Raw genomic sequence first — 24,162 nt, 5'->3', positions numbered from 1 at the left:
CGGATGAGCGTGTCGTCATCGTGTCGGTGCTCATGGGATACCTACTGGGTGTTCTTCGCCAGCAGCGGGGTGAGGCCGGTCTGGATCTCCTTGGCCGCTTCCTCGGCGCTGGCCCGGCCGAGGATCACCTTGCCGACGGCGTCGCCGATGACCTTGCGCATCTCGGCGGCGGCGACGCCGACCGGGCCGACCTCGGTCTCACCGCCGGTCTGCGCCTTGGTCAGCGCGGCGTTCCACTGCTTGAGGGTCTCGGTGTTCAGGGTGGCGGTGTAGGCCGGGTCCTGGCTGACCGAGGTGCGCGGCGGGGCGATGCCCGCCTTGGTCAGCTCCAGCTGGGTCTCGGCGCTGGTGGCCCACTGGACGAACTTCCAGGCGGCGTCCTTGTTCTTCGAGAACGAGGAGATCGCCAGGCCCCAGGAGAGCACGGTGGTCTTCGACCCGGCGGAGCCGGCGGGGAAGTCGAGCACCCCGATGTTCTCGGCGACCTTGGAGGTCTTCGGGTCGACGATGCTGCTCAGCTCGTTGCTGGACTCCAGCTCCATGGCCGCGTCACCGGCGGCGAACAGGGCCGAGGACTGGGTGAAGGTGTTGTTGACCACGCCGGGCGGGCCGTACTCGCGGGCCAGGGTGGCGTAGCGGTCGATCGCGGCGACCGCCTTCGGGTCGTCGAAGTTCGGCGTCCCGTCGTCCTTGGTCCACTTCACGCCCTCGGAGTGCAGGAACGGGCCGAAGGTGAACGGCAGCGCCGCGGACTGTCCGCGCAGCGCGAGCGGAGTCACGTCGCCGCCGGACTTCTGCTTGATCTGCTCGGCGGCGATGGTCAGCTCGTCGAGCGTGGTCGGCGGCTTGACGCCGTACTGCTGGAACAGGTCGGTGCGGTAGTAGAGCACCACGCCCTCGACGTTGATCGGCGCGGCGATCATCTTGTCGTTCACGGTCATCCCGGCGCGGACCGCCTCCGGGAAGTCGTCGACCTTGTAGTCGGCAGCCCCGCCGGCCCGGTCGTCGAGCGGCTCGTAGTAGTTGGCCTTGGCGAACTGCGGGCCCTCCCGGGAGGGCAGCGTCATGAACACGTCCATCGACGAGCTGCGCGACTGGAGGTTGAGCTGCACCTTGTCCCGCATCTGCTGCTCGGCGAAGGTCTGCACCTTCACCGTCACGCCGGACTCCTGCTCGAACTCGTCGATCAACGGCTCGATGGCCCGCTGCCAGGGGTGGTTGGACATGATCAGGTTGATCTCGTTGGCGGAGCCGGCGGAATCCGAACCGCAGCCGGCGGTGAGCCCGCCGATCAGGGCCAGGGCGAGCGCCGTGCTCAGGTACCTGTGCCGCATGGTGTGCCTTTCCGATTCGAGGGATGTCACTCGGTGACGAGGGGGGCGAGCCATCGGTGGAAGTCGTCGAGTTCGGCCGGGTCGGTGGTGCGCCACTCCGGCGGTACGGGTCGGGTCCGGCCGGCGACGTCGGCCAGCGGCACCGGGTCGTACCGGGCCGCGTACGGGTCGGTGCCGGTGCGGTGCAGCCCGACCATCAGCCCGGTCGCCCGCTCGGCGAGCAGCCGCGCCGCGCACCGGCCGGCCTCCGCCGCCTCCCGGCGGTCCACCCCGCTGGCCAGGGCGGCGGCCGAGCGCTGCACCATGCCGAGGACCTCGCCCCGGGCGACCACCCCCAGTTCGGCGGTGACCAGCGCGGCCAGCCGGCGGGACACGCCGCCGGTCAGGATGCGGGTGTGGTTGACCGCGTCGAAGGGCTCGTCGGTCAGCTCGCGGGCGGCCCCCTCGCTGGTCACCACGAACGCCCGGCCGTGCCGGTCGAGGGTGTCGGAGACCCGGTGGAGGAACTCCGTGGAGTCGAACGGCACCTCGGGGAGGAGGACCAGGTGCGGCGCGTGCGCCGGGTCGTCCCGGTGCCGGGTCGCGGCGAGCGCCAGCCAGCCCACCGACCGGCCCAGGGTCTCCACGATCCGCACCGGCTCGATCGACCGCATGGCCGCGTGGTCCCGGGCCAGGTCCGGTACGACCGTGGCCAGGTACCGCGCGGCGGAGCCGAACCCCGGGCAGTGGTCGACGCCGACCAGGTCGTTGTCGACGGTCTTCGGGATGCCGACCGTGCACAACGGCGACCCGGCCCGCTCGGCCCGTTCGGTGAGCGCCCGCAGCAGCGCCATGGTGCCGTTGCCGCCGATCAGCGCGACCCCGTCGACGCGGTGTGCGGCGAGCGTGGCCACCGCCGCGTCGAGGTCGTCGTCGGTGACCGCCCGGCGGCCGGCGCCGAGCCAGGAGCCGCCCCGGCGGCTCCACTCGGGCGGCACGTCGGCGAGGGTGACCGGAGTGAACCGGCCGTCGACGAGTCCGTCCGGTCCACCACGCAGGGCGAGCACGTCGTGCCCCTGCGCGCCGTCGAGGAAACCGCGCAGGCTCGCGTTGACCACGCTGGTCGGGGCCCCGGTCTGGCCGATGAGCAGGCGCATGGCGGTCAGGCCCCCGCCGGGCGGGACGCGACGCTGAGGAAGGTCTGGAACGCCTCCAGCCCGGGTCGGCCGCCCTCGTAGCCGAGGCCGGAGTCGCCGAGCCCGCCGAACGGGATCCACGGGGTGTTCGGGGTGCCGGTGTTGACGCCGACGATGCCGGCGCGCAGCCGGGCCGCGACGGCGTGCGCCGCGTCCAGGTCGGTGCCGCAGACGTAGCCGGCGAGCCCGTACCCGGTGGCGTGGTGCAGCGCCAGCGCCGCGTCGAGGTCGTCGTAGACGTGCACCGGGGCGACCGGCCCGAAGATCTCGCTGGTCATGGCGAGGCTGTCCACGGGCGCGTCGAGCAGGACGGTCGGGGTGGCGTAGTGCCCGACGGCCGGGGTCGGGGCGTCCGGGGTGACCGCGCGGGCGCCCCTGCCGACGGCCTCGGCGACCAGTTCGGCCATCCGGGCCGGGTCGCCGGCCGGGGCGAGCGGCCCGAGGTCGGTGCCGGGGTCCCGGGGGTCGCCGACGGTCAGCGCGCGGGTGGCCGCGACGAACGCCTCGGTGAAGTCGGCGGCGACCTCCCGGGCCACCAGGATCTGGTTGGCGGCGATGCAGGACTGGCCGTTGTTGCGGTACTTCGCCACCACCAGGGTCGCCGCGGCGGCCTGCGGGACGGCGTCCGGCAGGACGACGAACGGCGCGCAGCCGCCCAGCTCCAGGACGGTCCGTAGGAACCGCGGCGCCGCCTGGGCGGCCACCAGCCGGCCGACCCGGGTCGACCCGGTGAACGAGACCGCCTGCACGGCCGGGTCGGACAGCCACGGGTCGACCACGTCGGCGGGGGTGCCGAGCACGGTGCCGAGCACCCCGACGGGCAGGTGCCGCTCGCAGACGGCGGCGAGCACCAGGGAGGAGACCGGGGTCAGCTCGGAGGGCTTGAACAGCACCGGGCAGCCGGCGGCGAGCGCCGGGGCGATCTTCCGGGCCGGGATGGAGACCGGGAAGTTCCACGGGGTGAGCACGGCGGCGACGCCGACCGGTCGGGCGGCGACCCGGTGCTCGTGCTGCGGCACCACGGTCAGCCGCTGCTCCTCCTGCCGCTCGACCAGGTCGGCCATGACCCGGAAGTAGGTGACGGTCAGCCCCAGCTCGGCGGTGGACTCGGCCAGCCGCTTGCCGGTCTCCCGGGTGATCAGCGCCGCCCACTCCGGTCGGGCGGCGAGCGCCTCGACGTCGTCGGCGATCGCCCGCAGGGTGGCGGCCCGCTGCGGCACCGGGGTCGCCGTCCAGGCCGGCAGCGCGGCGGTGGCGGCGGCGAGCGCGGCGGTGGCCTCGGCGGCACCACCGGTGACGACCTCGGTGAAGGCCACCCCGGTGGCCGGGTCGACCACCGGCAGCACCGGGCCGGACGCGCGGGACTCCGCCCCGACGCGCACCGCGCTCCGGGCCGCCAGTACCTCGTCGACGATGGAAAAGTCGGTCACAGCTGCTCCTCGTACGGGTCGAGCTGGTCCGGATCGAGGTCGATCCCGAGACCGGGGCGGTTCGGCACGACGACCGTGCCGTGGTCGGTCAGGAAGGCGTCGGCGGCCCGGCGCAGCGGGTTGGAGCGCACGTCCCACTCGACGAGGGACGTCGCCGGGCTGCTCGCGGCCACCTGCACGGTCGCGGCGGTCGCGATCGCGCCGTTGTAGAGGTGCGGGTTGACGGTCTTCCCCGCCGCCTCGGCGGCCCGCAGCACGGTCAGGTACTCGCTGATGCCGCCGACCTTGGTGAGGTCCGGTTGGAGGATCGCCACCCCGTCGCCGGCCAGGTACGGGGTGAAGGCCGCCGCGCCGTAGAGGTTCTCGCCGGTGGCCAGGGGCATACCGGTACGGGCGGCGAGTTCGTCCAGTTCCGCCGGACGGTCCCCGGCGAGGGGCTCCTCGACCCAGGCGACGCCGAGGTCGGCCAGGGCCGGGACCGTGTCCAGCGCCTCCGGCAACGTCCACGCCTGGTTGGCGTCGGCGAAGATCTGCGTGGCGTCGCCGAGGACCCGCCGGGCGGTGCGGACGTTGGCGAGGTCCCGGTCGCGGCCGAAGCCGACCTTGACCTTCACGGCGGTCAGGCCGAGCGCCGCGCAGTGCGCCGCGGTCTCCGCGACGCCCTCCGGGCCGAGGCTCGAACCGTAGACCGGCAGCTCGGCACGGGGGTGGTCGGTGAGCAGCGACGCCAGGCTCCGCCCGGCGTGCCGCGCGGCCAGGTCCCAGAGCGCGATGTCGACGGCGCTCACCGCCTGGTGGATCGGGCCGGGGGCACCCCACTGGCGGCCCAGCGGGCCGAGCTTCGCCATCAGCGCGCGGTGCGCCGCCTCGGGGCTGCCCGGCCGGGTGCCGACCAGCAGCGGCGCGACCCCCTCGTCGATCGTGGAGACCCGCTCCCGCCAGGCCCAGGACGGGTAGTTGGCCCAGCTCTCGCCCACGCCGACCGAGCCGTCGGCGAGGACCACCTCCACCAGGACCATCACCCGGTGGCTGAGCGGGGCGAAGGACATCGCGATCAGCTCGTCGGGGCGGGCGCGGAACACCCGGCAGCGCACCTCGGCGACGGGGGCGTCGGGCAGTCGCGGGGCCGCCCCGGCGGGGGCGACGGCCTCGACCGGGCGACCGTCGGCCGACTCGGTCACGTCCTCGACCGCCACCCGGTCCACGAGGTGGTGCAGATCTCGACTGGAGCCCATGAGTCCTCTCTCACACCTGTGAACAACTGCATGCAGTTCTAGCCGTCGTTCATCGAGCGGTCAAGAGCTGGAAACAAACCGGGTCACCACGATCAGGCAACGAAGGCGACCAGGTCGGACACCGCGCACCAGACCGGACAGCCGTCTCCGGCGGCGTGTCGGCACCGGGTTGATCGACTCCGGGTCGGCGAAACCGGCGTGACCCGGCCGCCCGTACGCCGCGACATCGCCGAACCGCGCGGCCAGCGGGCGCCGGGCCGCCCTCGACGGCAGCGGGGCCGCGTGGGCCGGGGTGGGTGAGGCGGCCGCCCCCCGACGGGCGGAGGAGCCGCGCGGGTCAGCGGCCGGGTGGTGGGTGGGTCAGGCGGGGACGACCCGGATGCCGTTGCGGCGCACCGCCCCGGCGACCGGCTCGGGCAGCGGCGCGTCGACGACCAGGGTGTCGATCCGGTCGAGCCCACAGACCTGCACCGGGGCGGCCGCGGTGAGCTTGCTGCCGTCCACCAGCAGGACGATCTCGTCGGCGATCTCCATCAGCGCGTGCTTCGCGCTGAGTTCGATCTCCGAGCGCACGTAGACCCCGCGCTCGTCGACCGCGCCGGCGCCGAGGAACAGCGTCCGGATCCGCAACCGCCGGGTCAGATCCCGGACACCGAAGCCGACCAGGGCCTGGTTGTCGTGCAGCAGTTCGCCGCCGATGCCGATCACCCGGGCCCGGGGCCGCGACAGCATGTGCCCGAGCACGGGCACCGAGTGGGTGACCACGCACCCGTCGAACTCCGCCGGCAGGGCGTGCGCGACCTCGGCGGCCGTGGTGCCGCTGTCGATGCCGATGGTGTCGCCGGGTCGCACCATCCGGGCGGCGGCGGCGCCGATGGCCTGCTTGGCCCGGGTGTGGGTCTGCGCCCGGGAGGCGAACCCGGGGCCGGCGACACCGCCCGGGGGCAGACTCACCCCACCGTGCACGAGCGTGACCTCGTTGGCCTCGGCGAGCTGGCGCAGGTCCCGGCGGACGGTCATCTGCGAGACGCCGAGCTGGGCGCTCAGTTCGGCCACGGAGAGGAAGCCCGCCCGGCGCAGCGCGGCCATGATCTGCGTACGACGCCGGGGGGCGCCCTCGTACCGAGCCGTCTCGACGCTCACGCCGGGCCTCCTGCCGATCGCCCCCACGGGTTCGTCGGAAGTTTAGAGCACCCCAGCATCTGTTCGTTAGTTACCAAGCGATGGTAGGTTCCCAACATCTTCTGGTAATCCTGGGGAGGATCCATGACCATGGCCAGCGTGTCGCCCACCGTGTTGGCGCGTCCCTCCGGCGGCTACGCCATGCTCGCCGTCGACCAGCGGGAGGCCCTGCGGGCGATGTTCGCCGCGACGCAGGACCAGCCGGTGACCGACGGGCAGCTCACCGACTTCAAGGTCGCGGCGGCCCGCGCGCTGAGCCCGTACGCCTCGGCGATCCTCGTCGACCGGCAGTTCGCCTGGGACGCCGTCCTCGCCGCGAACGCCGTCGACCCCGGGTGCGCCCTGATCGCCGCCGCCGACCGCTTCACCGGCAGCGCCACCGAGTTCGTCGCCGACGTCGCCATCGACGACGACGTCGACCCCGCCACCGTCCGCGCCCAGGGTGCCAGGGCGCTCAAGCTGCTCGTCCTCTGGCGGCCCGACGAGGACCCCGCCGGCCGGATCTCACTGGTGACCGACTTCGTCCGGCGCTGCCGCGACAACGGGCTGGTCAGCATCATCGAGCCGGTGTCCCGGGGCCCCCGCGACGGCGGCTCCTTCGACCACGACGCGGGCATCCTCGCCGCCGCCCGGGAACTCGGTTCGCTCGGCGCCGACCTCTACAAGGCCGAGGTCCCCACCGCCGGGAAGGGCACGGACGAGGAGATCCGCACCGGCTGCGCGACGCTGACCGAGGCGATCACCGGCCCCTGGGTGGTGCTCTCCTCCGGCGTACCCGCCGAGCGTTTCCCCGACGCGGTGCGCCTCGCCTGCGGGGCCGGCGCCTCGGGTTTCCTCGCCGGCCGGGCGATCTGGGCCTCCGTCGTCGGCAGCCCGACCATGGCCGACGACCTGCGGACCATCTCGGTGGACCGGTTGCGCCGCCTCTGCGACGTGGTCGACGACGCGGTGTCCCGCTGACCCGGTGACCGGCCTCGGCGCTGTCCTCGCGGTGACGGCCGTCGCCCTCGGGGCGGCCATGCAGCGCGCCACCGGGCTCGGCTTCGCCCTGGTCGCCGCGCCCTTCCTGGTCATCATCCTCGGCCCGTTCTCCGGCGTCGTGCTGGCGAACCTGCTCTCCGCCGTGATCAACGTCGCCGTCCTGTGCACCACCCTGCGCGGCCTGCGGGGCCGGCTGGCCGCCGAGATGATCGTCGGCGTCCTGGTCGCCGTCCCGCTGGGCGCGTGGGTGGTGACGGCGTTGCCCGGTCCGTTGCTGCTCATCGGCGTCGGCACGGTCACCGCGGCGTCCGTCGCCTGGGTCGCGCACGGCAACCCGGTGCCGATCCTGCGCCGACGGGGCGGGCCACTGCTGTCCGGCTTCACCTCCGGCTTCTTCAACACCACCGCCGGCACCGGCGGCCCACCCCTGGCCGTCTACGCGCTGAGCACCAACTGGGAACAGCGCAGCTTCGTCCCGACCGTGCAACTCGTCGGCCTGGTCACCAACGTGCTCTCGCTGGCCGCCAAGGGTCCGCCGCAGCTCTCCTGGCCACTGCTGCTGTCCTGCGTCGCGGCGATGGCCGCCGGCCTCGCCGCCGGTCAGGTCCTGTCCCGCTGGCTGCCCGAGGACCGGGCCCGGCGGTGGGTAGTCGCCCTGGCGCTGATCGGCAGCGTCGTCGCCGCCGGAAAGGGAGTGACCGCACTGTGGTAGTCGACACCGACGACGGCCGCCCCCCGGCCGGTGCACCCCGCCGCTGGCCCGGTCGGGTCTTCGACCGGGGCGTCGACCCCGACCCCCGGTTCAGCCTCGCCAACGAACGCACCTTCCTGGCCTGGATCCGCACCTCGCTGGCGCTCTTCGCCGCCGGTGTCGCCCTGGAGGCGCTGACCCTGCCCATCGCGCCCGGACTACGCCGGGCGGCGGCCGTCGTCCTGATCCTGCTCGGCGCCGCCGCCCCGGTCCAGGCGTTCCTCGGCTGGCTCCGCACCGAGGCGGCCCTGCGGCTCGGCCGCAGCCTGCCGCCGCCCGCGCTGGCGGTGCCGCTCGGGCTGGGCCTGGTCGTCGCGGGCGGGCTGATCCTGATCGGCCTCCTGGTGTGACCCACCCGGAACGCGGCACGCCACGGCAGCCCGCCCCGGGCGGAGGCGGCGACCTGGGCGGGAACCGCGACCCGGGCGGAGGCGGCGACCCGGGCCTCCAGCTCGAACGCACCATGCTCGCCTGGCGGCGTACCGCGGCGGCGTTCCTGGTGGCCGCCGCGGTCAGCGCGCGCCTGCTCGTACCGCTGCTCGGCGGTTGGGCCTATCCCGCCGTGCTGGTGCCGACGCTGGGCGCCCTCGCGGTCGGTGTCGCCGGACGCATGGTGCCGCTGCGGCACGACCCGGCGACCGCGAACCTGACGACGGTCCGACCCCGGCCCGGCTGGCTGGCCGCCGTCGCCGCCCTCACCTGCCTCCTCGGCCTGGCCGCCGCAGCCGCCACCCTGACGTCGTGACGTCACGCACCGCGTCGCGGTGACCGTTCGGGCGAACGTTGCGGTGGTGCAACTACGATCCGGGGATGGCTCGCGAGGACGACCTGGGAGACGAGCAACGGTTGCGCCGCATCGAGGCGGTAACCGATGCCACGCTCTCCCGCCTCGACGCCGCCGACCTCTTCGACGAACTGCTCGACCGCGTCCGCGACCTGCTTGAGGTCGACACCGCCGCGATCCTCCTGCTCGACGTACCTGCCCAGCAGCTCGTGGCCACCGCGGCCAGGGGCCTGGAGGAGGAGGTGCGGCAGGGCTTCCGCGTCTCCGTCGGCCGGGGGTTCGCCGGCCGGATCGCCCTCACCCGGCAACCGGTAGTGATCGAGGACGTCACCCCCGACCGGGTGGTCAACCCGGTGCTGCTGCACACCGGTGTCCGGTCCCTGCTCGGCGTGCCGATCACCAACCGGGACGAGCTGCTCGGCGTCCTGCACGTCGGCACTCTCACCCCGCACCGATTCGTCGCCGACGACATCCGCCTGCTGGAACTGGTCGCCGACCGGATCCGACTGGCTCTTCCCGCCCGGGCCAGCAGCCTGGAGCAGACCGCCGCGCTGGCGCTGCAACGGAGCCTGATCCCCACCGAGCTACCCAGGGTGCCGGGCCTCGAACTGGCCGGGCGGTACGTGCCGGGCCACGCCTCCGGCGTCGGCGGCGACTGGTACGACGTCTTCACCCTCCCCACCGGCTGGCTGGGCATGGTCGTGGGTGACGTGTCCGGCCACGGACTTCAGTCCGCGGTGGTGATGGGCCGGGTCCGCAGCGCCTTGCGGGCGTACGCCCTGGTCTGCGACGACCCGGCGGAGGCGCTGACCCTGCTGGACCGGAAGGTGGTCCACTTCGAGGCCGGCAACCTGACCACGGCGCTGTACGCGATGGTCTCCCCCGACGGCGCCACCCTGCACGTCTCGCTGGCCGGACACCCCCGCCCGGTCCTGGCCGTGCCGGGCCAGCCGAACGCCGTGCTCCCCGTGCACATCGATCCCCCGCTCGGCATCGGACGCCCGCAACCGCGCCGGCACACCACCACGCTCGACTTCACACCCGGCGCGGTCCTGGTCTCCTACACCGACGGGCTGGTCGAGCGGCGCGGCGAGCTGTACGACGCCGGGGTCGCCCGGCTGATGGCCGCCGTCCCGCTGGCTCCCGTCGAGACCGTGTGCGCGACCGTGATGGCGACCCTCGACGCCGAACACCCGGCCGACGACATCGCCCTGCTGGCCGTACGGAGACTGCCCGACCAGGTTCTGTCTTGCGGATCATGAGGGGCATCGCCCGGCCCCTACCTCCTACTGAGAGGCAGCTTTCGTGAAGGACACGCCGGTCACCCTCAGCCCATACGATCCGCAGTGGGCCATGCTGTTCGAGCAGGAGCGGGTCAGCCTCGAAGCCGCTCTGGCGCAATGGTTGGCCGGGCCAGTCGAGCACATCGGCTCCACATCGGTTCCCGGCCTGGCAGCAAAACCGATCATCGACATGATGGCACCGGTAGGAGGTCTCTCAGCGGCAGCAGCCGCCATCGAGGTCGTGACCGCTCTCGGCTACCGCAACGGCGTTCACCGCCCGAAGGAAGCGCACTACTTCTTCAAGCCCGAGACTGACAACTGGTGGGAGCGCACCTACCAGCTTCAGCTCACCGAGCCAGCCTCCCTGCTCTGGCGACGACGAATCGCCTTCCGCAACGCGCTCCGGTGCCGGGCGGACTATCGGTCCCGGTACGAGCAACTCAAGCGCGATCTCGCGCAAGCTCACGGCACCGATCTCACGGCCTACGCGCGTAACAAGGACGACTTCGTCAACGAGGTCCTCGGCGTGCGCGACAAGACGGAAGCTCCGCCCGTCGGCGCCGGCTGATCACGTTGACGGCATTGCCGCAGCCCGGCGCGGCCGGATGCAGGCTGCCGTCCTGTCTGGACAGCAAAAGGGCCGCCCGTCACCGACGCGCTGCGCCGTGGCGTCACACGGAAGGAGGGGCCGCCAGGGCCGGCGGCAGTTGTACGGCGATGTCCATGCCACCGGTTGGCCGGGCGGTACTGAAGATCTCTCCGTCGTGTGCGATGACGACCGCCCGGACGATGGACAGGCCGAGCCCGGCCCCGCGGTTGCCGTTGCCGGTGCCCCGGACGAACGGTTCGAACAGCCGTCGCTCCTCGTCCGGCGTGACCGGGGGGCCGGTGTTGACGACCCGCAGGAACGCGTGCCCTTTCGCGGTGCCGGAGGTCACCGTGACGTGTCCGCCGGCATGGTTGTAGCGCAGTGCGTTCTCCAGCAGGTTGCCGGCCATCCGTTCCAGTAGAACCGGCTCGCCGCTGGCCGGTGCCGGCTGCAGGTCGGCCTGCAGGGTGACGGCCCCGTTCGCCGCCCGGTCGGCGGCGTCGGCAACGGCCGCAGCGGCAACCGCGGCCAGGTCCACGGGCGTTCGGCGGGGCGGACCGGCCTGGCTGCGGGCCAGGACCAGGAGTCCGTCCAGAGTGCGCTGACTGGTTTCGACGGCGGTAGCGATGTCGCCGGCCATCGCGACGAGTTCGGCCCGGTCGGGTTCGCCGTCGAGGGTGACGTCGATGGCGGTGCGCATGGTGGTGAGCGGGGTGCGTAGTTCGTGCGCGGCATTGGCGACGAACAGGCGCTGGCTGTTGAGGACCCGGTCGCGTTCGGCGATGCCGTGCTGGATGCGGTCGAGCATGCTGTTGATGGTGGCGGCCAGCGTGGCGAGTTCGTCGGTGGGCTGGCGGACGGGTATCCGTTCGGAAAGGTTTTCTGCGGAGAGCTGGTTCGCGGTGCCGGAGATCGTGCGGATGGGGCGCAGTATTCGCCCGGCCACCAGCCAGCCGGTCAGCCCGGCCAGCGCGGTCACGACCAACAGCGCCGGTGCGGCCTGGGTCAGCAGCTTGGAAATCGCCTCGTCGATGTGTAGTCGCAGGCTGCGAAACAGCAGCAGGTAGGTCACCGCCGTGAGCAGCGACCCGGCGGCCAGTACCAGACCGGTGTACACCAGGGTGAGCTGACTGCGGGCGGTCAGTCGCCGGATCATGGGACGATCTGGTATCCGGCGCCGGTCACGGTTTCGATCAGTGGTGGATCGCCGAGCTTGCGGCGCAGGCTGCTGACGGTGATCCGCACGGCGTTGGTGAACGGGTCGGCGTGCTCGTCCCACACTTTGTCCAGCAGCGTCTCCGCGCTCACCACGGCGCCGTCGGCGGCGAGCAGCCGTTCCAGCACCCCGAACTCCTTCGGGGTCAACGACAGCAGCCGACCATCCCGTTCGGCGGTGCGCCGGGACGGATCGAGTTCGACGTCCCGCGCGCGCAGTACCGGAGGGCGGGCAGGGGTGCTGCGCCGGGCCAGCGCACGCACCCGGGCGACCAACTCGGAGAACGCGAACGGCTTACCCAGGTAGTCGTCGGCGCCCAGGGCCAGCCCGTCCACCCGGTCGGACACGGCACCGGACGCGGTGAGCATCAGCACGCGGGCGGTGCCGCGCTGCGCCAACAGCCGGCACACGGTGTCGCCGTGCACCACCGGAAGGTCCCGGTCCAGGACCACCACGTCGTACGGGATGATGTCGCATTTGTCCAGTGCCTGCTGACCGTCGTGCACCACGTCCACGGCGCAGCCGTGCTTGCGCAGCCCGGCCGCGATATAGGAGGCCAGCGGCTGTTCGTCCTCGACCAGCAGCACCCGCATCCGGCCAGTATCCCCAGCACCGCATATGGGTGACGTATGGGTCGGCGATCGGTTGCCGACAGTCGGTCGCCGATATACCTGCACCGGTCCGTTTGTCTATCGGAAAGGACCACGATCATGAATTCGGATTCGGTACGTGGTGTCGACCGGCGGCGGCTGGTCAGATGGGGCGGGCTGGCGGCCGCCAGCGTGGCGGCCGGCGTGCCGCTGCTCGGTGCCGAGCCCGGCCACGCTGCCCCGGCCCCGACCGGCTCCGACGCACTCCTCGCACCCGGGCCGTCCGGGCACCACCGGATCCCGCCGGATACCCGGCCCGGCGGTGCCTACGACCGGTACGTGGCGCAGCTGGCCGCCGAGGACAGGTTCTCCGGCGTGGTGCTGCTGTCGCACCGGGGCCGAACGGTGTTGTCGCGCAGCTACGGCATGGCCGACAAGGAGAAGGGGATTCGCAACCACGAGGGCGTCGCGGTCAACCTCGCCTCGGCGAGCCAGCCGTTCCTGGCGGTGGCCGTCCTGCAGTTGGCGCAGCAGGGCAAGGTGAGCCTGTCAGACAGGGTGGGCACCCACCTGACGGGCTTCGCCACGGAGATCGCCGAGCGGGTGACCATCCACCACCTGCTCACCGTCACGGCGGGGCTGGACGCCCCGATGCCGGACTGGCAGCGCGTCTTCAACAGCAGGGAGGAGGTGCACACGTACTACGAGCAGTGGACCCGGCAGGCGACGCTGGTGGTTCCCCCGGGTTCGGGCGACCAGGCCCACCTTGCCGGCGGCGGCGCCGGCCTGGCCATCGCGGCGCAGATCGTGGAGGCCGTGACCGGTACGACGTTCTGGGATTACGTGCACGAGCACGTCTTCGGCGGCTGCGGCATGAGCGGTTCGGCGTTCTACACCAGGCCGCAGTGGCTCACGGACGAGCACATCGCGCACTCGTACATGCGGCTGGCCGACGGCAGCCGGGTGGACGCCGTCCGCAACCTGGACAAGGGCAGTCCGAGCCCGCAGATGCCAGGCAGGAATCCGGGCCGCGCCTTCATCGGTCACGCCGCGGGCGACGGGTTCGCCACTGCGCCGGACCTGGTCCGGTTCGCGCACGCGCTGCGCGACGGCACGGTGTTGGAGCGGCCCTTCGTCGAACTGTTGACCGGGGCCAAGATCCCCGGTCACGAGCCCACGTCGTTCAAGGCGTACTCGGGTCCGCTCCGCCTCGTCGACGGACGCCAGTGGGTGTTCGGCCGCGGCGGGGCCAATGGCGGCAGCACCGCCAACTGGAACATCTACCCGGACACCGGTTGGGTCGGCGTCGTCCTCAGCAACTACGACGACGTGCCGATACAGGAGATCCTGCGGCGGGAGACGCAGGCCATCACCGGCCAGCCGGTCGACCCACCGGGCGGCGGCTGATACGTGGTCACGGCTGGCCGACACGAAACAAAGGGATCTCCTGACGTACTCGTGGGTGGGCTCACGCCCGGGCTGGTAGTGGTGGCCATGCTCCGTCGAGGCGGGGGATGGCCAGACCGATGAGGGCATTTGGCGGAGTGGTAGCCGTAGACCTGGCTGGACCAGCCGCCTGAAAAAGGGGCGGTCCGGGTGGATTTCGCGGTCGGGCGGAAGCGGAGGTGGAATGCTCCAGGGGTGGCACGGCTGGGTCGGCACGTTCACAGGCGTGGCACTCATCACGGTGGCCGTGCTGCCGTTGGCCGCGCTGACGGTGTGGGCTCTGGCACGTCGTCGGGGTGCGACCGGCACCACGGCGGCGTGGCAGATGTCGCTGGCCGAGGTCGGCATCGCCTACGGGACGGTGCCGTGGGTATGGATGATCATGATCCGCAAGACAGAACCTAGACGCAGTTGTTGCTGGTGCGCCGGACCGTGTACTCGGTGTCGTCGTGCGTGATGCCGGACGGCTGCCCGTCGAAATGGGCCTCGACCTTCTCCCAGCCCCGGCGCTGCTCGTAGTGCAGGTGCGGCGCACCGGAGTTGCCCGTGCTGCCCACCTTGCCGATCTGCTCGCCCTGCTCGACCCGCTGGCCGACCTCGACCAGGGGCGGTTCGAGCAGGTGGAGGTACTGCGTCTCCCACCGGCCGCCGTGGTCGATCTTCACCCAGTAGCCGCCGCCCCGACCGCGCGGCCCGTCCGGATCATCCGGGGTACGGCCGCCCAGCGACCCGTTGACGCCGGCCACGGTGACCGTGCCGCCGTAGGACGCGAGCACCGGTCTCCCCCACGCCTCCCCCTCGATGGGGAACAGGTCCACGTCGTAGTCGTCGTGTCCGGGGTAGGTGCCGAGCTGCCAGGTCTCGCCGCAGGCCACGGGAAGCTGGAACAGCGGTCGCGGCCCCGGCGGACGGAGGAACGGTACGACCACCACGGCGACCGCGACCAGGGCCGCGACCGCGCCGAGCGCCAGGACGGCGACGAGGAGGCGGCTACGGCGGGGGCGGTGGCTGCGCGGTCGGGGCGGTTGGCCGGTGGTCACCGTTCGAGGATGCCAGAAGACGGCAAGACACTCTCCACGGCGAAGGCGGGCGAGCCACCATTGCCGGACCGAAGTTATTCAACGATCCACACGATGGCGGAGTGGTTCGAGTAAACGAAAATGGCACCATCATCAATGGCCACCACCGCATCAACGAGCTTGTGCGCCGAGCCGACGATCCGAATAACAAGAGGATTACCAACAGCACCTGAGTGCGAGTCAAAACGCATCGAAGAGATTTAAGTGAGTTCTGGGACCTGCAATGGATGACAGTTACATCGGCGAGACGCCGATCAGGGCAAGCGACCCCGTGTTCAATGTTCGCCTAGCGAGCATCGAAGAGCTTGCGCGAATCAACGAAGAAACAAGCACCATCGGCTATCTGCCCGCTGGAGTTCCACCCAGTCCCTCTATCGTCAAATTGCTTCAGGGTCGACTGCGATTCTGTCCCCACTGATTGAAAATGGCAGACGGCAGGACGAGCCGACATCCTACAGGTGCCACGCGTTCTTCTTAAGCAGAGTTCACAACAGGGGACCCGTTTCGCTTCTTGATATTGGGCGAGAGAGTTTTGAGAGCCTGCGAATCGCCGATTCGGCCGAGCATCTAGATCGAGTGGTTCGGCTTTTGATCGACGGCTACGACCTCACCGCGCTCAATTGAAGGCGAAGCTGGCAGATCCGTCCTCAGGTGCTGGGTCGATAACTGGCAGCCGTAGACGTGACTCTTGCTCTGACTGGCTCTATGCCTTCAGCGTTACTTGTCCGCCTGCTGCCGCCAGGCCACGTTCTGCGGGGCCCGCCCCACGCCCTCGACAGTCAACTCCGACTGATCTCCGTACGGAGGTCAGTAGGCCATAGGCTGGTCGACCGCTCAGGCCAGAAGGGCGGCGCGCATCTCCGCACCCGGATTGAATCCGCCCACCACCCGGTTGCCGGCTGGGTCGAGGACGTCGACCGTGTTGTTCCGGCGCATCAACTCCCGGACCGGTGGCGGAAGCGGCGGCGGTTCGTCCATGGCCGCCCGGATGTCACGGGCAGCCATGATCAGCCGGTACGCCAGGGTGGCGGCCTCGGTGTCCACCCGGACCCGGTGGTACTCCCACCCGGCGATGGTCAGGTCGAGGATCTCGAACAGGTGGGACAGCAGCGGTTTCGGGTCGGTCGCCTGCACGTACCGGGACGCCCCGCCACCGACGACCGTGACTGCGGCGACCACCTGCACGTACGGATGGAAGCCGGAGGGCAGTTCGAAGAGGGACCACCGCAGCGCCGGAGCGGCCTCCCTCCACAACGGCCGGTAGTTCCGACGGTCCACGATCAGCCGGCGACCGGTGTGCCGGTGCAGTTCGTACGCCTGGGTGAGGAGGTCCGTGTGGGCGTCCTCGGCGAACTCGTGCAGGACCCGGGCCGCCACGACCAGCCCATCGTCACCGTCCAGCAGCCGGGTGACCGCGTCGACCTGCTCGGAGGGACGCATCTGCACCCGCGCGCCGAACCGGTGCCGGACCTCCTGGAGCAACGCCTCCTGCCGGCCCGGGTCGTGCTGGACCTGCTCCTTGCCCAACACCCGTTGGAGCCACCGCATGTCGCCTCGTCTCCGCAGCCGCCTCGGAAAGTGGCAATGCTAGCCGAGTTTCCCCGCGCGGCCGGTCATCCGCCGGCCCCCGGTCAGCCCCGCCGCGCCGACGGGCACACCCCACGGCAATGCCCAGGAGCGACGCGGACCCCATGGGGCGAACCGGTGCTGGTGTCACTGCTGCGGCCAGGAGTGGCACCCCGGTCTGCTGATCCACGACCTGCACGCTGCCCGGTCTAGCAGGGGTCAGCGGTCCACGCGGTAGCGCGCGAAGATCGTGCCCTTCGAGAACGTACGCTGGTCGAGCAGGGTCAGGTTACGGCGGACGCCAGCGGGAAGGGCCCGCGTGCCGCCACCGACGATCACCGGGCAGATGACCAGGCAGACCTCGTCGACCAGGCCCGCGCGGTGGGCCTGGGCGGCCAGGTTGGCACCGCCGATCGCCAGGTCCCGCGTGGCCGACTCCTTCAGCGCGCGGACCGCCTTCGGGTCGAAGGTGCGTTCGATGCGGGTACGGGCGCTGCGCGGCTCCTCCAGCGTGGACGAGTACACGATCTTGTCGGCGGAACGCCAGATCTCGCTGTAGTCGAGGATGTAGTCGGGGTGGTCGCCGGGCTGCTCGTGGGCGGTCTCCCAGTAGGACATCACGTCGTACAGCCGGCGACCGTACAGGTGGGTGCCGATGCCCCGGTCCAGGTCGTTCAGGAAGCGGTGCACCTCCTCGACCGGCTCACTCCAGCCGAACTTGCCGTTCTCGTCGTTCACGAACCCGTCGAGCGACACGATGTCGGTGGCGATCAGCTTGCCCATCTCTCCTCCTCCCATCCGGTTGCACCTTGCAACCGGTACCAGCCTAGGAGGACTGATTGTGAAACGCAATCAGATGGAGCGGTCCCTCGCTCCGGTCGGTGCTGTCAGTCGTCGATCGCTGGGTAGGCAGCGGTCCAGGCGCCGAGCCACATGGGCCGGGTCTGGTCGCGCGTGTGCTCGCCGCACCAAGAAGATGGCCGGCACGGGGTCGTTGCACCAGGCGGTGCCGTAGTAGCCGGGCCAACCGTCGCGGCCGACCTCCGGATCACCGTCGGATGCGAACCCGCTTCCCCGTATCCGGAGCCCACAAGGTGGTCCCCGAGCTTCGGGGCATCCCCTCGGGATCGTTCCTGCACAGTCGACCGCGTTGGTCGGCGTCTCGGCCGGCCGGAAGGCTGGCTGCTCGGCTCGGTATCGCTCAGGATGAGGTGCATGGATGAGATCGTCCGGCGGTATCTACAGGTGTTCGTGTCCGGCGACCTTGACGAACTGGCTGCCGTAGTGGCTGACGACGTGGTGATCCATGGCGCCGGGACGCAGGTCCAGGGCCGGCACCACGTCGAAGGGGCCGTGCGTCAGGTCGGCCTGACCTGTACGCACATGGAGGTACACGAGTTGTTCACCGCGGGTGACCGGGTCGTTGTCTACTTCACCCAGCATCTGCGACACGACGCGACCGGCCGCGACGTGACCATCTCGGGTCTCAAGATGTACCGATTGTCGGGCGGCCTAATCACCGAGTTCTGGGGAGAGACCGACCTGTACGGGCTGATGCGCCAGCTCGGCAGAGTGCCAGCCGACGTCACCTTATGAAGGGACGGGCGCGCCGTTGACCGGTCCGGCAGCGTACCGACTCGCCCGTGGTGTCCGCCGTGATCGTCATTAGGCTCGTGCCCAACCGACTCCGTCGCGCCGAGCAAGCGTCGCCGTTGTGGCGATCCTGATGTGCTCGCCCCGCCCGGCCGAGAACCCGATGGCGTCCCCGGCAAGTACAGGGCATCTGCTACCGCGGCTCCGGCCTTACCAGGGACCGTTACCGAACTGGCTTATGCAGGCTTCACCCAATGCCTGTTGCGCCTTCGCGATGGCGAGACCGGCCTCGGCCGCCGCGACGCTGCCTGCCGCCTGCTGCACGGCAGCCAGCAGCGCTTCAGCGGCAGCCCGGGGGGTCAGCGTTCGTGGACTTTGCAGCGGCGCCGCCGATCGCAGCATTGTCAGGCGGCGTGTTGGGCAGGTTCAGCAGATCGGCCTGCAGTAGCGCTGGACGATTCGTTCTGAATGCCTCGTGTTGCATCCCGGTGCCAGCCCTGCGCAGCCTGACCCACTATGGACGCATGCAGAAATTGTTCCTACTGCCCAGAGGAGAACCATGCGGATGAAAAGCTGGGCGGCGATGATCCTTGCCGCCGTCGTGGTCGGTTCGACGGTGCCTCCGGCGGGACCGGTGGGCGCTACGGGTCTTGGCTCATCGGCCCCGACACTCGGAACCAACGCGATCATCAGCCCCGACGATCGTTTCCAGGTGAGCCCGACCACCTCATTCCCCGCGAGCGCCACTGTCTTGTTGACCTTCACCGGCGGCCGGTGCACCGGCTTCATGATCAGCCCAGACACTCTCGCGACCGCCGCCCACTGCGTACATTCGGGTCCGGGCGGCAGTTGGCACACGAACGTGGTCGCCACTCCGGGTTTCGACGGCGTGACGGCTCCCTACGGCTCGTGCATGGCAAAGAGTTTGCACACCTCTAGCAGTTGGACCACCAACGACGCCCCGGAGAACGACTATGCGGCGGTGAAGCTCAACTGCCCACTTGGCAACGTGACCGGCTGGTACAAGCTCGACACGTTGCAACTCCCGGTCGGCGCCTGCACGATCAATCAGGCATATCCAGTGGACCGGCCCGGACAGTGGGCAAGCAAGGACTACATCCGTAACGCCACCGATCGCCTCCTCTACTACCAGCACGACTCCAACGGCGGACAGGCTGGCAGTCCCATCTTCGCCACCGACGAGCCGGACAGGTGTGGGACATACCCTAAACCGCGCGTTCCGCTGCCGCCCCGAACGGTGATGGGGATCTTCCGCGGATATGCCGGTAACAACCTCAACTACGGCGTCCGATTTACATACGACGTCATCAGCAGCATGCAGTACTGGAGCTCACTCCCGTAGCAAATCCAGGCACAGGAACGGCCGCCCACGAGCAATTCCCTGAGCGTCCCGTGCCGAGCACGAGTGGGCGCTCAGGGCCTGCTGTGGCCTCGGGATGGTCGTGCTGATGTGACCCGGCAGACTCCGCAGCGGTCGCGTCGGTCACCCTCGCCACCGTCCGCCGTCGAGGCGGCACGTTCTGGTCGAGCGACGAGGGCCGCCGGATCCTGGAGTCCGCCCGCGCCGACGCCGACCCGCTCTACGCCGCGTACGCCCTGGTGCTCGTCACCGGCCTCCGCAAGGGCGAGGCCCTCGACCTGACTGGACGGACGTCGACCTAGACGCCGCAGAGCTGACCATCGGTCGCCAACTGCAACGGTTACGCGGCCGACTCCTGCACCGCGACACCAAGACCCAGGCGTCCGACTCCACCCTCCCCCTGCCCGACGTCTGCCTTACTGCGCTCCGCCTGCGCCGGGCACAACGCGACGAGGCCCGGTCGGCGACCGGGAAGGCGTGGCAAGGCTCTGACCGAATGTTCGCCACCCGATACGGCACCCCGATCGAGCCATGCAACTTCCAGCGTTCCTGGCAGACCCGGTGCGACCGAGCCGGCGTACGGCCGATCACCGTCCACTACGCATGGCGCACCTGCGCCACGCTCCTCGCCGACCTGGACGTCCATCCCCGGGTCGCTATGCGGATCCTGCGGCACGCCCGGTTCTCCGTGACGATGGAGATCTACACCCAGGTCACGTACACGGCGACCCGGGACGCCCTGAAGCGCCTCGGCGATTCCCTCGACGGTTGACGTACCACTAACCGCGAGCCTGCGCCGCGCTCAGCGCTCGTCTGCCTTCACGGCCGGCAGGTCGAGATAGGCCAGCAGCCGCAGCGCCCCGGCCAGGTGTTGCAGGTCGTGCCAGAGCCACGGCCCGTCGCCCGCCGGACGGCGCAGCAACGCGCGCAGTTCCGCCACGTCGTCACTGCTCTGCCCGACGTCGATACCCGACGCCGGGTCCTCCCTCAACTCGAAGGCGGAGCGCAGGTCGACGTTCCAGTAGAGGTCCACGTCGAGCAACGACAGATCGATCTCCGCACCGAACCGCTCCTGCGCGGCGTCCAGCAACAGTGCGCACACCTGGCGAAGTTCCTCGACCCTGAGCGTCTCCGCCATGTGCACCGCATTCCCGGAGGTAGTGGCCGCCGTTGTTGTACTCCACTGCTGTACGGGTAGCAGAAAGGCCACCTCCCTCGATGGGAAGTGGCCTTTGACCTGCGTGGGCGATACTGGGATCGAACCAGTGACCTCTTCGGTGTGAACGAAGCGCTCTCCCGCTGAGCTAATCGCCCTCAGCGCGCATGACTGTACCTGATCGGGTCCGGACTCCGCGAATCCGGGGTCAGTTCGTCGCAAGGTAGTGCAACAGCCGGGCGACGACGTCGATGCCGAGGCCGACCTTGAGGGAGAGCCAGACGACCGCGCAGACGAAGAGCAGGCCGACCGTGCCGAGGGCCAGGCGCACCGGCCACGAGCGGCTGGTGACCCATCTGGTCCAGCGTTGCACGTGTCGGCGGGTGAACCCGAGCAGCCGCTTGGCCCAGTGGAACTCGACCGCCCAGATGCCGAGGCCGGCGATCACCAGCAGCCAGCCGGGGCCGGGCAGGGGAATGAGGACCGCGCCGATGGCGACCACCAGGGCCCCGGCCACGGCGATGAAGACCTTGAGTGCGATACGGCCGGTGGGGTTGGCCCGGACCAGCTCCAGCGTCGTCCGCAGCCGCCGCCAGCGGACCCGGCGTTCGGCGACCCGCACACCTCCCGTGCCGCCGGCACCGTGCCCGCGCAGCCCGTCACGGCCACGCCCCTCTTCCGGCACCCCGTACCCCCGTTTTCCGGTCTTCCCGGCCCCTCGACCCGGCAACCGACGCCCGGCCGCAGCCTCCACTGAGGAATGCTCCGCGACCATCTCACCCCCAGTGTCGCCCCGGCCCGTCACTCCTACCGACGACTGGACGTTACCGGAGTAAGTCGACGACTGAACCACCCGATGCCGGGCGGGACCAGTTTCTGGGCAGAACCGGATATCGTACATGAATTTTCACATTCTAGCGGCGTTTCCGAACCCCTTCCCACCACTGGGTGAAGTCAGCGTATGGCGGAGCGTAGCCATGAGGAGCGCCTGAGTATGGAAAAGCGGAACACGCGCGTTCCGCAGCGGTGCCGGGGGGAGAACGTCCATGAGTGTCATCCGACCGACGACCGTAGAGGTCGAGACGTCGCTAAGGCTCGTCGCACCTGACGCCACCGCCTTGCCGGTGCGCGCCAGTCTGCGCTACGACCCTGCTGACCCGTATGCGGTCCATGTCCTGTTCCATGCCGAATCCGCCGGCGGCGAGGCCGTGAGCTGGTCGTTCGCCCGCGAACTGCTGGTCACCGGGCTCGACGAACCGGCCGGCATCGGCGACGTCCGGGTGTGGCCCTGGGCCACCCCACGCGGCGACTTCGTCGCGCTGGCGCTGTCGTCACCCGACGGCAACGCCCTGTTCGAGGTACCACGCAGTGTGCTGGTGCGCTTCCTGCGCCGCACCTACGTCGTCGTCCCGCGCGGCCGGGAGGCCGAGCACCTGGACGTCGACACGGCGGTGAACCGGCTGCTCGCCGGTCGCTGACCCGCCACACCACGACGGGGCCGCGCGGATCTGCCGAGTCCGCGCGGCGCCGCCACCGAACCACCCGGGGTACGCCGCAGCGCCCCGACCAGGTGGTCAGCCGTGCGTCGTGAGGCCGCCGTCGACCGGGATGACCGCACCCGTCAGGTACGCCCCGGCGCGGGAGGCCAGGTAGATCGCGGTGCCGGCCATGTCCTCGGGCCGGCCGATGCGGCCCAGCGGGATCTGCTGCTCGATGCCGGCCCGGGTGGCCGGGTCGTCCAGGGCGAACGCCATCATTCTGCTCTCGAACGGGCCGGGCGCGATCGCGTTGACCGTGACGTGCTCCCCGGCCAGCTGGTGGGCGAGGGTGCGGGTCAGCATGTGCACGGCCGCCTTCGTGGCCGAGTACGCGTACACCTCCATCGTCGGCACCCGGATGCCGTCCACCGAGCCGATGTTGATCACCCGGGCCGGGTCGTCGGCGCCGGCCGCCGCGCGCAGCGCGGGCAGCAGCGCGGTGGTGAGGCGGAACACCGCCTTGACGTTGACCGCCCAGAGCTTGTCGAAGGCGCTCTCCGGGTACGCCTCCAGCGGCGCGCCCCAGGTGGCCCCGGCGTTGTTCACCAGCACGTCGAGCCGGGAGGTGTGTTCCCGCACGGCGGCGGCGAGGGCCTCCGCCCCGGCGTCGGCTCCCAGGTCGGCCGGGATCGCCACGCACCGGCCCTCGGCGGACAGTTCGGCGGCGACACGCCCGCACACCTCCGCCTTGCGGGACGAGATGATCACATCTGCTCCGGCCCGGACGAAGCCCCGGGCGATCATCAACCCGATGCCCCGGGAGCCTCCGGTGACCAGAACCGTCTTGCCGTCGACCGAGAACAGATCCGTCATGCCCATCCCATCGCGAGTCGGCGCGCCCGCGCCGACCCCGACCGGGCGCTACCGAGCGGTAGCCTAGCCGCCCCGACCCCTGCCGGAGGGGCGACGATCCCCTACGTCGCCACCGCCGACATGCGGAAGGCGACCTGGCGGGCTACCGTCGCTGGTGATGGTCTCTTCCGGTCAGCTCGCCCCGGCCACGGACGCCGCTCCCGCGCCGACCCCGACCGGGATCCAGACCCTCACCCTGGGTGATCTCGGTGCGGACCCGGCGTGGCGGCGACCGGTGCTGATCGGTTCGGACCACCTGGTTCTGGTCACCGGCGGCCACGGCACCCTCGAGGTCGACTTCCGCCCGTTCCCCTGCCGACCGGGCACCATGTTCCGGATCCGTCCCGGTCAGGCGATACGGCGCACCGACGCGCTGGACACGGTGATGGTGCGGTGGAGCCCGTACGCCCTGCACGGGCTGGACGTCGACCCGGACGCCGTACCGACCCACACGCAGCTCGTCGGCGAGGACGAGGAGGCGGTGATCAACGAGGTCAGCCAGCTCGTGGTGGACTGCCGGCGGCACCGGGGCGCGGCCGGCGAGAGCCTGCTGCGACACCAGCTCGCCGTCCTGCTGCTGCGCCTGACGCTGACCACCGTCCCGACCGGCGGGACCGAGCCGCGCACGTTCCGGCGGCTCTGCCGGGAGGTCGAGCACCACTACCGGTACACCCGCCGGGTCGAGGACTACGCCGACCGGCTGGGCTGCTCGGTGCGTACCCTCACCCGGGCCTGCCTGGCGATGACCGGCCGCAGCGCCAAGCAGGTCATCGACGAACGGGTGGCGTTGCAGGCCCGGCGGCTGCTCGCGGCGACCGACGAGCCGATCGCCCGGATCGGTCGGTACCTCGGTTTCCCCGAGCCGACGAACTTCGGACGCTTCTTCAGCCGGGAGGTCGGCCTGAGCCCGGGAGCCTTCCGGGCGACCGGTGGCCGGGTGGCCGTGCCGGCGCGGATCGTCCGCCCCCGGCCACCGCATTGGACCGACCGGGCATGATGGC

At 70.9% G+C, this 24,162-nt stretch carries 24 protein-coding genes, 1 tRNA gene and 1 pseudogene; 12 read left to right on the top strand and 14 right to left on the bottom strand.

Annotated features, from left to right (window positions below):
• Positions 1-41 precede the first annotated feature (41 nt).
• The 5 genes from QSK20_RS05945 to QSK20_RS05925 all read right to left on the bottom strand — a co-directional run bounded on the left by QSK20_RS05945 (position 42) and on the right by QSK20_RS05925 (position 6,317).
• Entirely contained in the window at positions 42-1,334 is a 1,293-nt protein-coding gene (locus tag QSK20_RS05945) for an ABC transporter substrate-binding protein (protein WP_285787519.1), read from the bottom strand.
• 26 nt (positions 1,335-1,360) lie between these two features.
• The gene (locus tag QSK20_RS05940) at positions 1,361-2,470 is read right to left on the bottom strand and encodes a diphosphate--fructose-6-phosphate 1-phosphotransferase (RefSeq protein WP_285787518.1); all 1,110 of its coding nucleotides are present in this window, start codon (positions 2,468-2,470) and stop codon (positions 1,361-1,363) included.
• 5 nt (positions 2,471-2,475) lie between these two features.
• Positions 2,476-3,939, bottom strand: coding sequence for an aldehyde dehydrogenase family protein (locus QSK20_RS05935; RefSeq protein ID WP_285787517.1), 1,464 nt, complete (start codon positions 3,937-3,939; stop codon positions 2,476-2,478).
• A complete protein-coding gene (locus QSK20_RS05930) occupies positions 3,936-5,174 on the bottom strand; it encodes a mandelate racemase/muconate lactonizing enzyme family protein (RefSeq protein WP_285787516.1) in 1,239 nt (412 codons plus the stop codon). The genes QSK20_RS05935 and QSK20_RS05930 overlap by 4 nt, the downstream gene beginning before the upstream one ends.
• 360 nt (positions 5,175-5,534) lie before the next feature.
• Positions 5,535-6,317, bottom strand: coding sequence for a DeoR/GlpR family DNA-binding transcription regulator (locus QSK20_RS05925; protein ID WP_285787515.1), 783 nt, complete (start codon positions 6,315-6,317; stop codon positions 5,535-5,537).
• Between the two features lie 123 nt (positions 6,318-6,440).
• On the opposite strand from QSK20_RS05925, the gene QSK20_RS05920 reads away from it, so the two are divergent.
• From QSK20_RS05920 to QSK20_RS05895, 6 genes are all read left to right on the top strand, one after another.
• A complete protein-coding gene (locus tag QSK20_RS05920) occupies positions 6,441-7,316 on the top strand; it encodes a hypothetical protein (RefSeq protein WP_285787514.1) in 876 nt (291 codons plus the stop codon).
• Between the two features lie 4 nt (positions 7,317-7,320).
• Complete coding sequence (locus QSK20_RS05915; RefSeq protein WP_285787513.1) at positions 7,321-8,049, top strand: sulfite exporter TauE/SafE family protein; 729 nt, start codon at positions 7,321-7,323, stop codon at positions 8,047-8,049.
• Positions 8,043-8,438, top strand: a complete 396-nt coding sequence (locus QSK20_RS05910; protein ID WP_285787512.1) for a YidH family protein — start codon at positions 8,043-8,045, stop codon at positions 8,436-8,438. The genes QSK20_RS05915 and QSK20_RS05910 overlap by 7 nt, the downstream gene beginning before the upstream one ends.
• Positions 8,435-8,833 (top strand): DUF202 domain-containing protein, encoded by a 399-nt coding sequence (locus QSK20_RS05905; RefSeq protein WP_285787511.1) that lies wholly within the window; start codon positions 8,435-8,437, stop codon positions 8,831-8,833. The genes QSK20_RS05910 and QSK20_RS05905 overlap by 4 nt, the downstream gene beginning before the upstream one ends.
• Before the next feature lie 65 nt (positions 8,834-8,898).
• Complete coding sequence (locus QSK20_RS05900) at positions 8,899-10,134, top strand: PP2C family protein-serine/threonine phosphatase (protein ID WP_285787510.1); 1,236 nt, start codon at positions 8,899-8,901, stop codon at positions 10,132-10,134.
• 43 nt (positions 10,135-10,177) lie between these two features.
• A complete protein-coding gene (locus QSK20_RS05895) occupies positions 10,178-10,723 on the top strand; it encodes a GrpB family protein (protein WP_285787509.1) in 546 nt (181 codons plus the stop codon).
• A gap of 103 nt (positions 10,724-10,826) precedes the next feature.
• Here the strand turns inward: QSK20_RS05895 and QSK20_RS05890 are convergent, their stop codons facing one another.
• Positions 10,827-11,816 carry a sensor histidine kinase gene (locus QSK20_RS05890; protein WP_285787508.1) on the bottom strand — a complete coding sequence of 330 codons (990 nt, stop codon included), beginning with the start codon at positions 11,814-11,816 and terminating at the stop codon, positions 10,827-10,829.
• Positions 11,817-11,896: 80 nt separating this feature from the next.
• The gene (locus QSK20_RS05885) at positions 11,897-12,553 is read right to left on the bottom strand and encodes a response regulator transcription factor (RefSeq protein WP_285787507.1); all 657 of its coding nucleotides are present in this window, start codon (positions 12,551-12,553) and stop codon (positions 11,897-11,899) included.
• A 117-nt stretch (positions 12,554-12,670) separates the two neighbouring features.
• On the opposite strand from QSK20_RS05885, the gene QSK20_RS05880 reads away from it, so the two are divergent.
• Positions 12,671-13,957 carry a serine hydrolase domain-containing protein gene (locus QSK20_RS05880; protein WP_285787506.1) on the top strand — a complete coding sequence of 429 codons (1,287 nt, stop codon included), beginning with the start codon at positions 12,671-12,673 and terminating at the stop codon, positions 13,955-13,957.
• 440 nt (positions 13,958-14,397) lie between these two features.
• Here QSK20_RS05880 and QSK20_RS05875 read toward each other — a convergent pair whose 3' ends face one another.
• The 3 genes from QSK20_RS05875 to QSK20_RS05865 form a co-directional block, all read right to left on the bottom strand.
• Positions 14,398-15,036 (bottom strand): M23 family metallopeptidase, encoded by a 639-nt coding sequence (locus tag QSK20_RS05875; protein WP_285787505.1) that lies wholly within the window; start codon positions 15,034-15,036, stop codon positions 14,398-14,400.
• An 873-nt stretch (positions 15,037-15,909) separates the two neighbouring features.
• Positions 15,910-16,623 (bottom strand): hypothetical protein, encoded by a 714-nt coding sequence (locus QSK20_RS05870; RefSeq protein WP_285787504.1) that lies wholly within the window; start codon positions 16,621-16,623, stop codon positions 15,910-15,912.
• Positions 16,624-16,860: 237 nt separating this feature from the next.
• Positions 16,861-17,424, bottom strand: coding sequence for a dihydrofolate reductase family protein (locus QSK20_RS05865; protein ID WP_285787678.1), 564 nt, complete (start codon positions 17,422-17,424; stop codon positions 16,861-16,863).
• A 432-nt stretch (positions 17,425-17,856) separates the two neighbouring features.
• Here QSK20_RS05865 and QSK20_RS05860 point away from each other — a divergent pair, with 432 nt between their 5' ends.
• The 3 genes and pseudogenes from QSK20_RS05860 to QSK20_RS05850 all read left to right on the top strand — a co-directional run.
• Complete coding sequence (locus tag QSK20_RS05860) at positions 17,857-18,237, top strand: ester cyclase (protein ID WP_285787503.1); 381 nt, start codon at positions 17,857-17,859, stop codon at positions 18,235-18,237.
• A gap of 556 nt (positions 18,238-18,793) precedes the next feature.
• Positions 18,794-19,597, top strand: coding sequence for a trypsin-like serine peptidase (locus tag QSK20_RS05855; RefSeq protein ID WP_285787502.1), 804 nt, complete (start codon positions 18,794-18,796; stop codon positions 19,595-19,597).
• Between the two features lie 140 nt (positions 19,598-19,737).
• Positions 19,738-20,387: pseudogene (locus QSK20_RS05850) on the top strand (site-specific integrase); the annotation flags it as partial.
• Between the two features lie 30 nt (positions 20,388-20,417).
• Here QSK20_RS05850 and QSK20_RS05845 read toward each other — a convergent pair.
• The 3 genes from QSK20_RS05845 to QSK20_RS05835 all read right to left on the bottom strand — a co-directional run bounded on the left by QSK20_RS05845 (position 20,418) and on the right by QSK20_RS05835 (position 21,546).
• Positions 20,418-20,717, bottom strand: coding sequence for a hypothetical protein (locus tag QSK20_RS05845; RefSeq protein WP_285787501.1), 300 nt, complete (start codon positions 20,715-20,717; stop codon positions 20,418-20,420).
• Between the two features lie 140 nt (positions 20,718-20,857).
• Positions 20,858-20,929, bottom strand: a tRNA-Val gene (locus tag QSK20_RS05840).
• Between the two features lie 50 nt (positions 20,930-20,979).
• Positions 20,980-21,546, bottom strand: a complete 567-nt coding sequence (locus tag QSK20_RS05835) for a TIGR02611 family protein (protein ID WP_416900451.1) — start codon at positions 21,544-21,546, stop codon at positions 20,980-20,982.
• A gap of 271 nt (positions 21,547-21,817) precedes the next feature.
• Here QSK20_RS05835 and QSK20_RS05830 point away from each other — a divergent pair, with 271 nt between their 5' ends.
• On the top strand, positions 21,818-22,249 hold the full coding sequence (locus QSK20_RS05830; protein WP_007457244.1) for an SsgA family sporulation/cell division regulator: 432 nt from the start codon (positions 21,818-21,820) through the stop codon (positions 22,247-22,249).
• A 96-nt stretch (positions 22,250-22,345) separates the two neighbouring features.
• On the opposite strand, the gene QSK20_RS05825 is transcribed toward QSK20_RS05830, so the two are convergent.
• Entirely contained in the window at positions 22,346-23,122 is a 777-nt protein-coding gene (locus QSK20_RS05825; protein WP_285787500.1) for a glucose 1-dehydrogenase, read from the bottom strand.
• A gap of 157 nt (positions 23,123-23,279) precedes the next feature.
• Between QSK20_RS05825 and QSK20_RS05820 the strand changes: the two genes are divergently transcribed.
• The gene (locus tag QSK20_RS05820; RefSeq protein WP_285787499.1) at positions 23,280-24,158 is read left to right on the top strand and encodes a helix-turn-helix transcriptional regulator; all 879 of its coding nucleotides are present in this window, start codon (positions 23,280-23,282) and stop codon (positions 24,156-24,158) included.
• The last annotated feature ends 4 nt before the right edge of the window (positions 24,159-24,162 follow it).

The organism is Micromonospora sp. NBRC 101691 (assembly GCF_030269285.1).
GTDB classification, from domain to species: domain Bacteria; phylum Actinomycetota; class Actinomycetes; order Mycobacteriales; family Micromonosporaceae; genus Micromonospora; species Micromonospora echinospora.
Note: the sequence above shows the minus strand (reverse complement) of the source record. Positions and strands in the feature narration are given on the sequence as shown.

What these genes read in the sequence shown, in the direction of transcription:
- QSK20_RS05945 (WP_285787519.1), bottom strand. Translation starts at nt 1,334, where the DNA reads ATGCGGCACAGGTACCTGAGCACGGCGCTCGCCCTGGCCCTGATCGGC.
- QSK20_RS05820 (WP_285787499.1), top strand. Translation starts at nt 23,280, where the DNA reads ATGGTCTCTTCCGGTCAGCTCGCCCCGGCCACGGACGCCGCTCCCGCG.
- QSK20_RS05825 (WP_285787500.1), bottom strand. Translation starts at nt 23,122, where the DNA reads ATGACGGATCTGTTCTCGGTCGACGGCAAGACGGTTCTGGTCACCGGA.
- QSK20_RS05920 (WP_285787514.1), top strand. Translation starts at nt 6,441, where the DNA reads ATGACCATGGCCAGCGTGTCGCCCACCGTGTTGGCGCGTCCCTCCGGC.
- QSK20_RS05870 (WP_285787504.1), bottom strand. Translation starts at nt 16,623, where the DNA reads ATGCGGTGGCTCCAACGGGTGTTGGGCAAGGAGCAGGTCCAGCACGAC.
- QSK20_RS05860 (WP_285787503.1), top strand. Translation starts at nt 17,857, where the DNA reads ATGGATGAGATCGTCCGGCGGTATCTACAGGTGTTCGTGTCCGGCGAC.
- QSK20_RS05830 (WP_007457244.1), top strand. Translation starts at nt 21,818, where the DNA reads ATGAGTGTCATCCGACCGACGACCGTAGAGGTCGAGACGTCGCTAAGG.
- QSK20_RS05855 (WP_285787502.1), top strand. Translation starts at nt 18,794, where the DNA reads ATGCGGATGAAAAGCTGGGCGGCGATGATCCTTGCCGCCGTCGTGGTC.
- QSK20_RS05900 (WP_285787510.1), top strand. Translation starts at nt 8,899, where the DNA reads ATGGCTCGCGAGGACGACCTGGGAGACGAGCAACGGTTGCGCCGCATC.
- QSK20_RS05885 (WP_285787507.1), bottom strand. Translation starts at nt 12,553, where the DNA reads ATGCGGGTGCTGCTGGTCGAGGACGAACAGCCGCTGGCCTCCTATATC.
- QSK20_RS05865 (WP_285787678.1), bottom strand. Translation starts at nt 17,424, where the DNA reads ATGGGCAAGCTGATCGCCACCGACATCGTGTCGCTCGACGGGTTCGTG.
- QSK20_RS05835 (WP_416900451.1), bottom strand. Translation starts at nt 21,546, where the DNA reads ATGGTCGCGGAGCATTCCTCAGTGGAGGCTGCGGCCGGGCGTCGGTTG.
- QSK20_RS05880 (WP_285787506.1), top strand. Translation starts at nt 12,671, where the DNA reads ATGAATTCGGATTCGGTACGTGGTGTCGACCGGCGGCGGCTGGTCAGA.
- QSK20_RS05940 (WP_285787518.1), bottom strand. Translation starts at nt 2,470, where the DNA reads ATGCGCCTGCTCATCGGCCAGACCGGGGCCCCGACCAGCGTGGTCAAC.
- QSK20_RS05930 (WP_285787516.1), bottom strand. Translation starts at nt 5,174, where the DNA reads ATGGGCTCCAGTCGAGATCTGCACCACCTCGTGGACCGGGTGGCGGTC.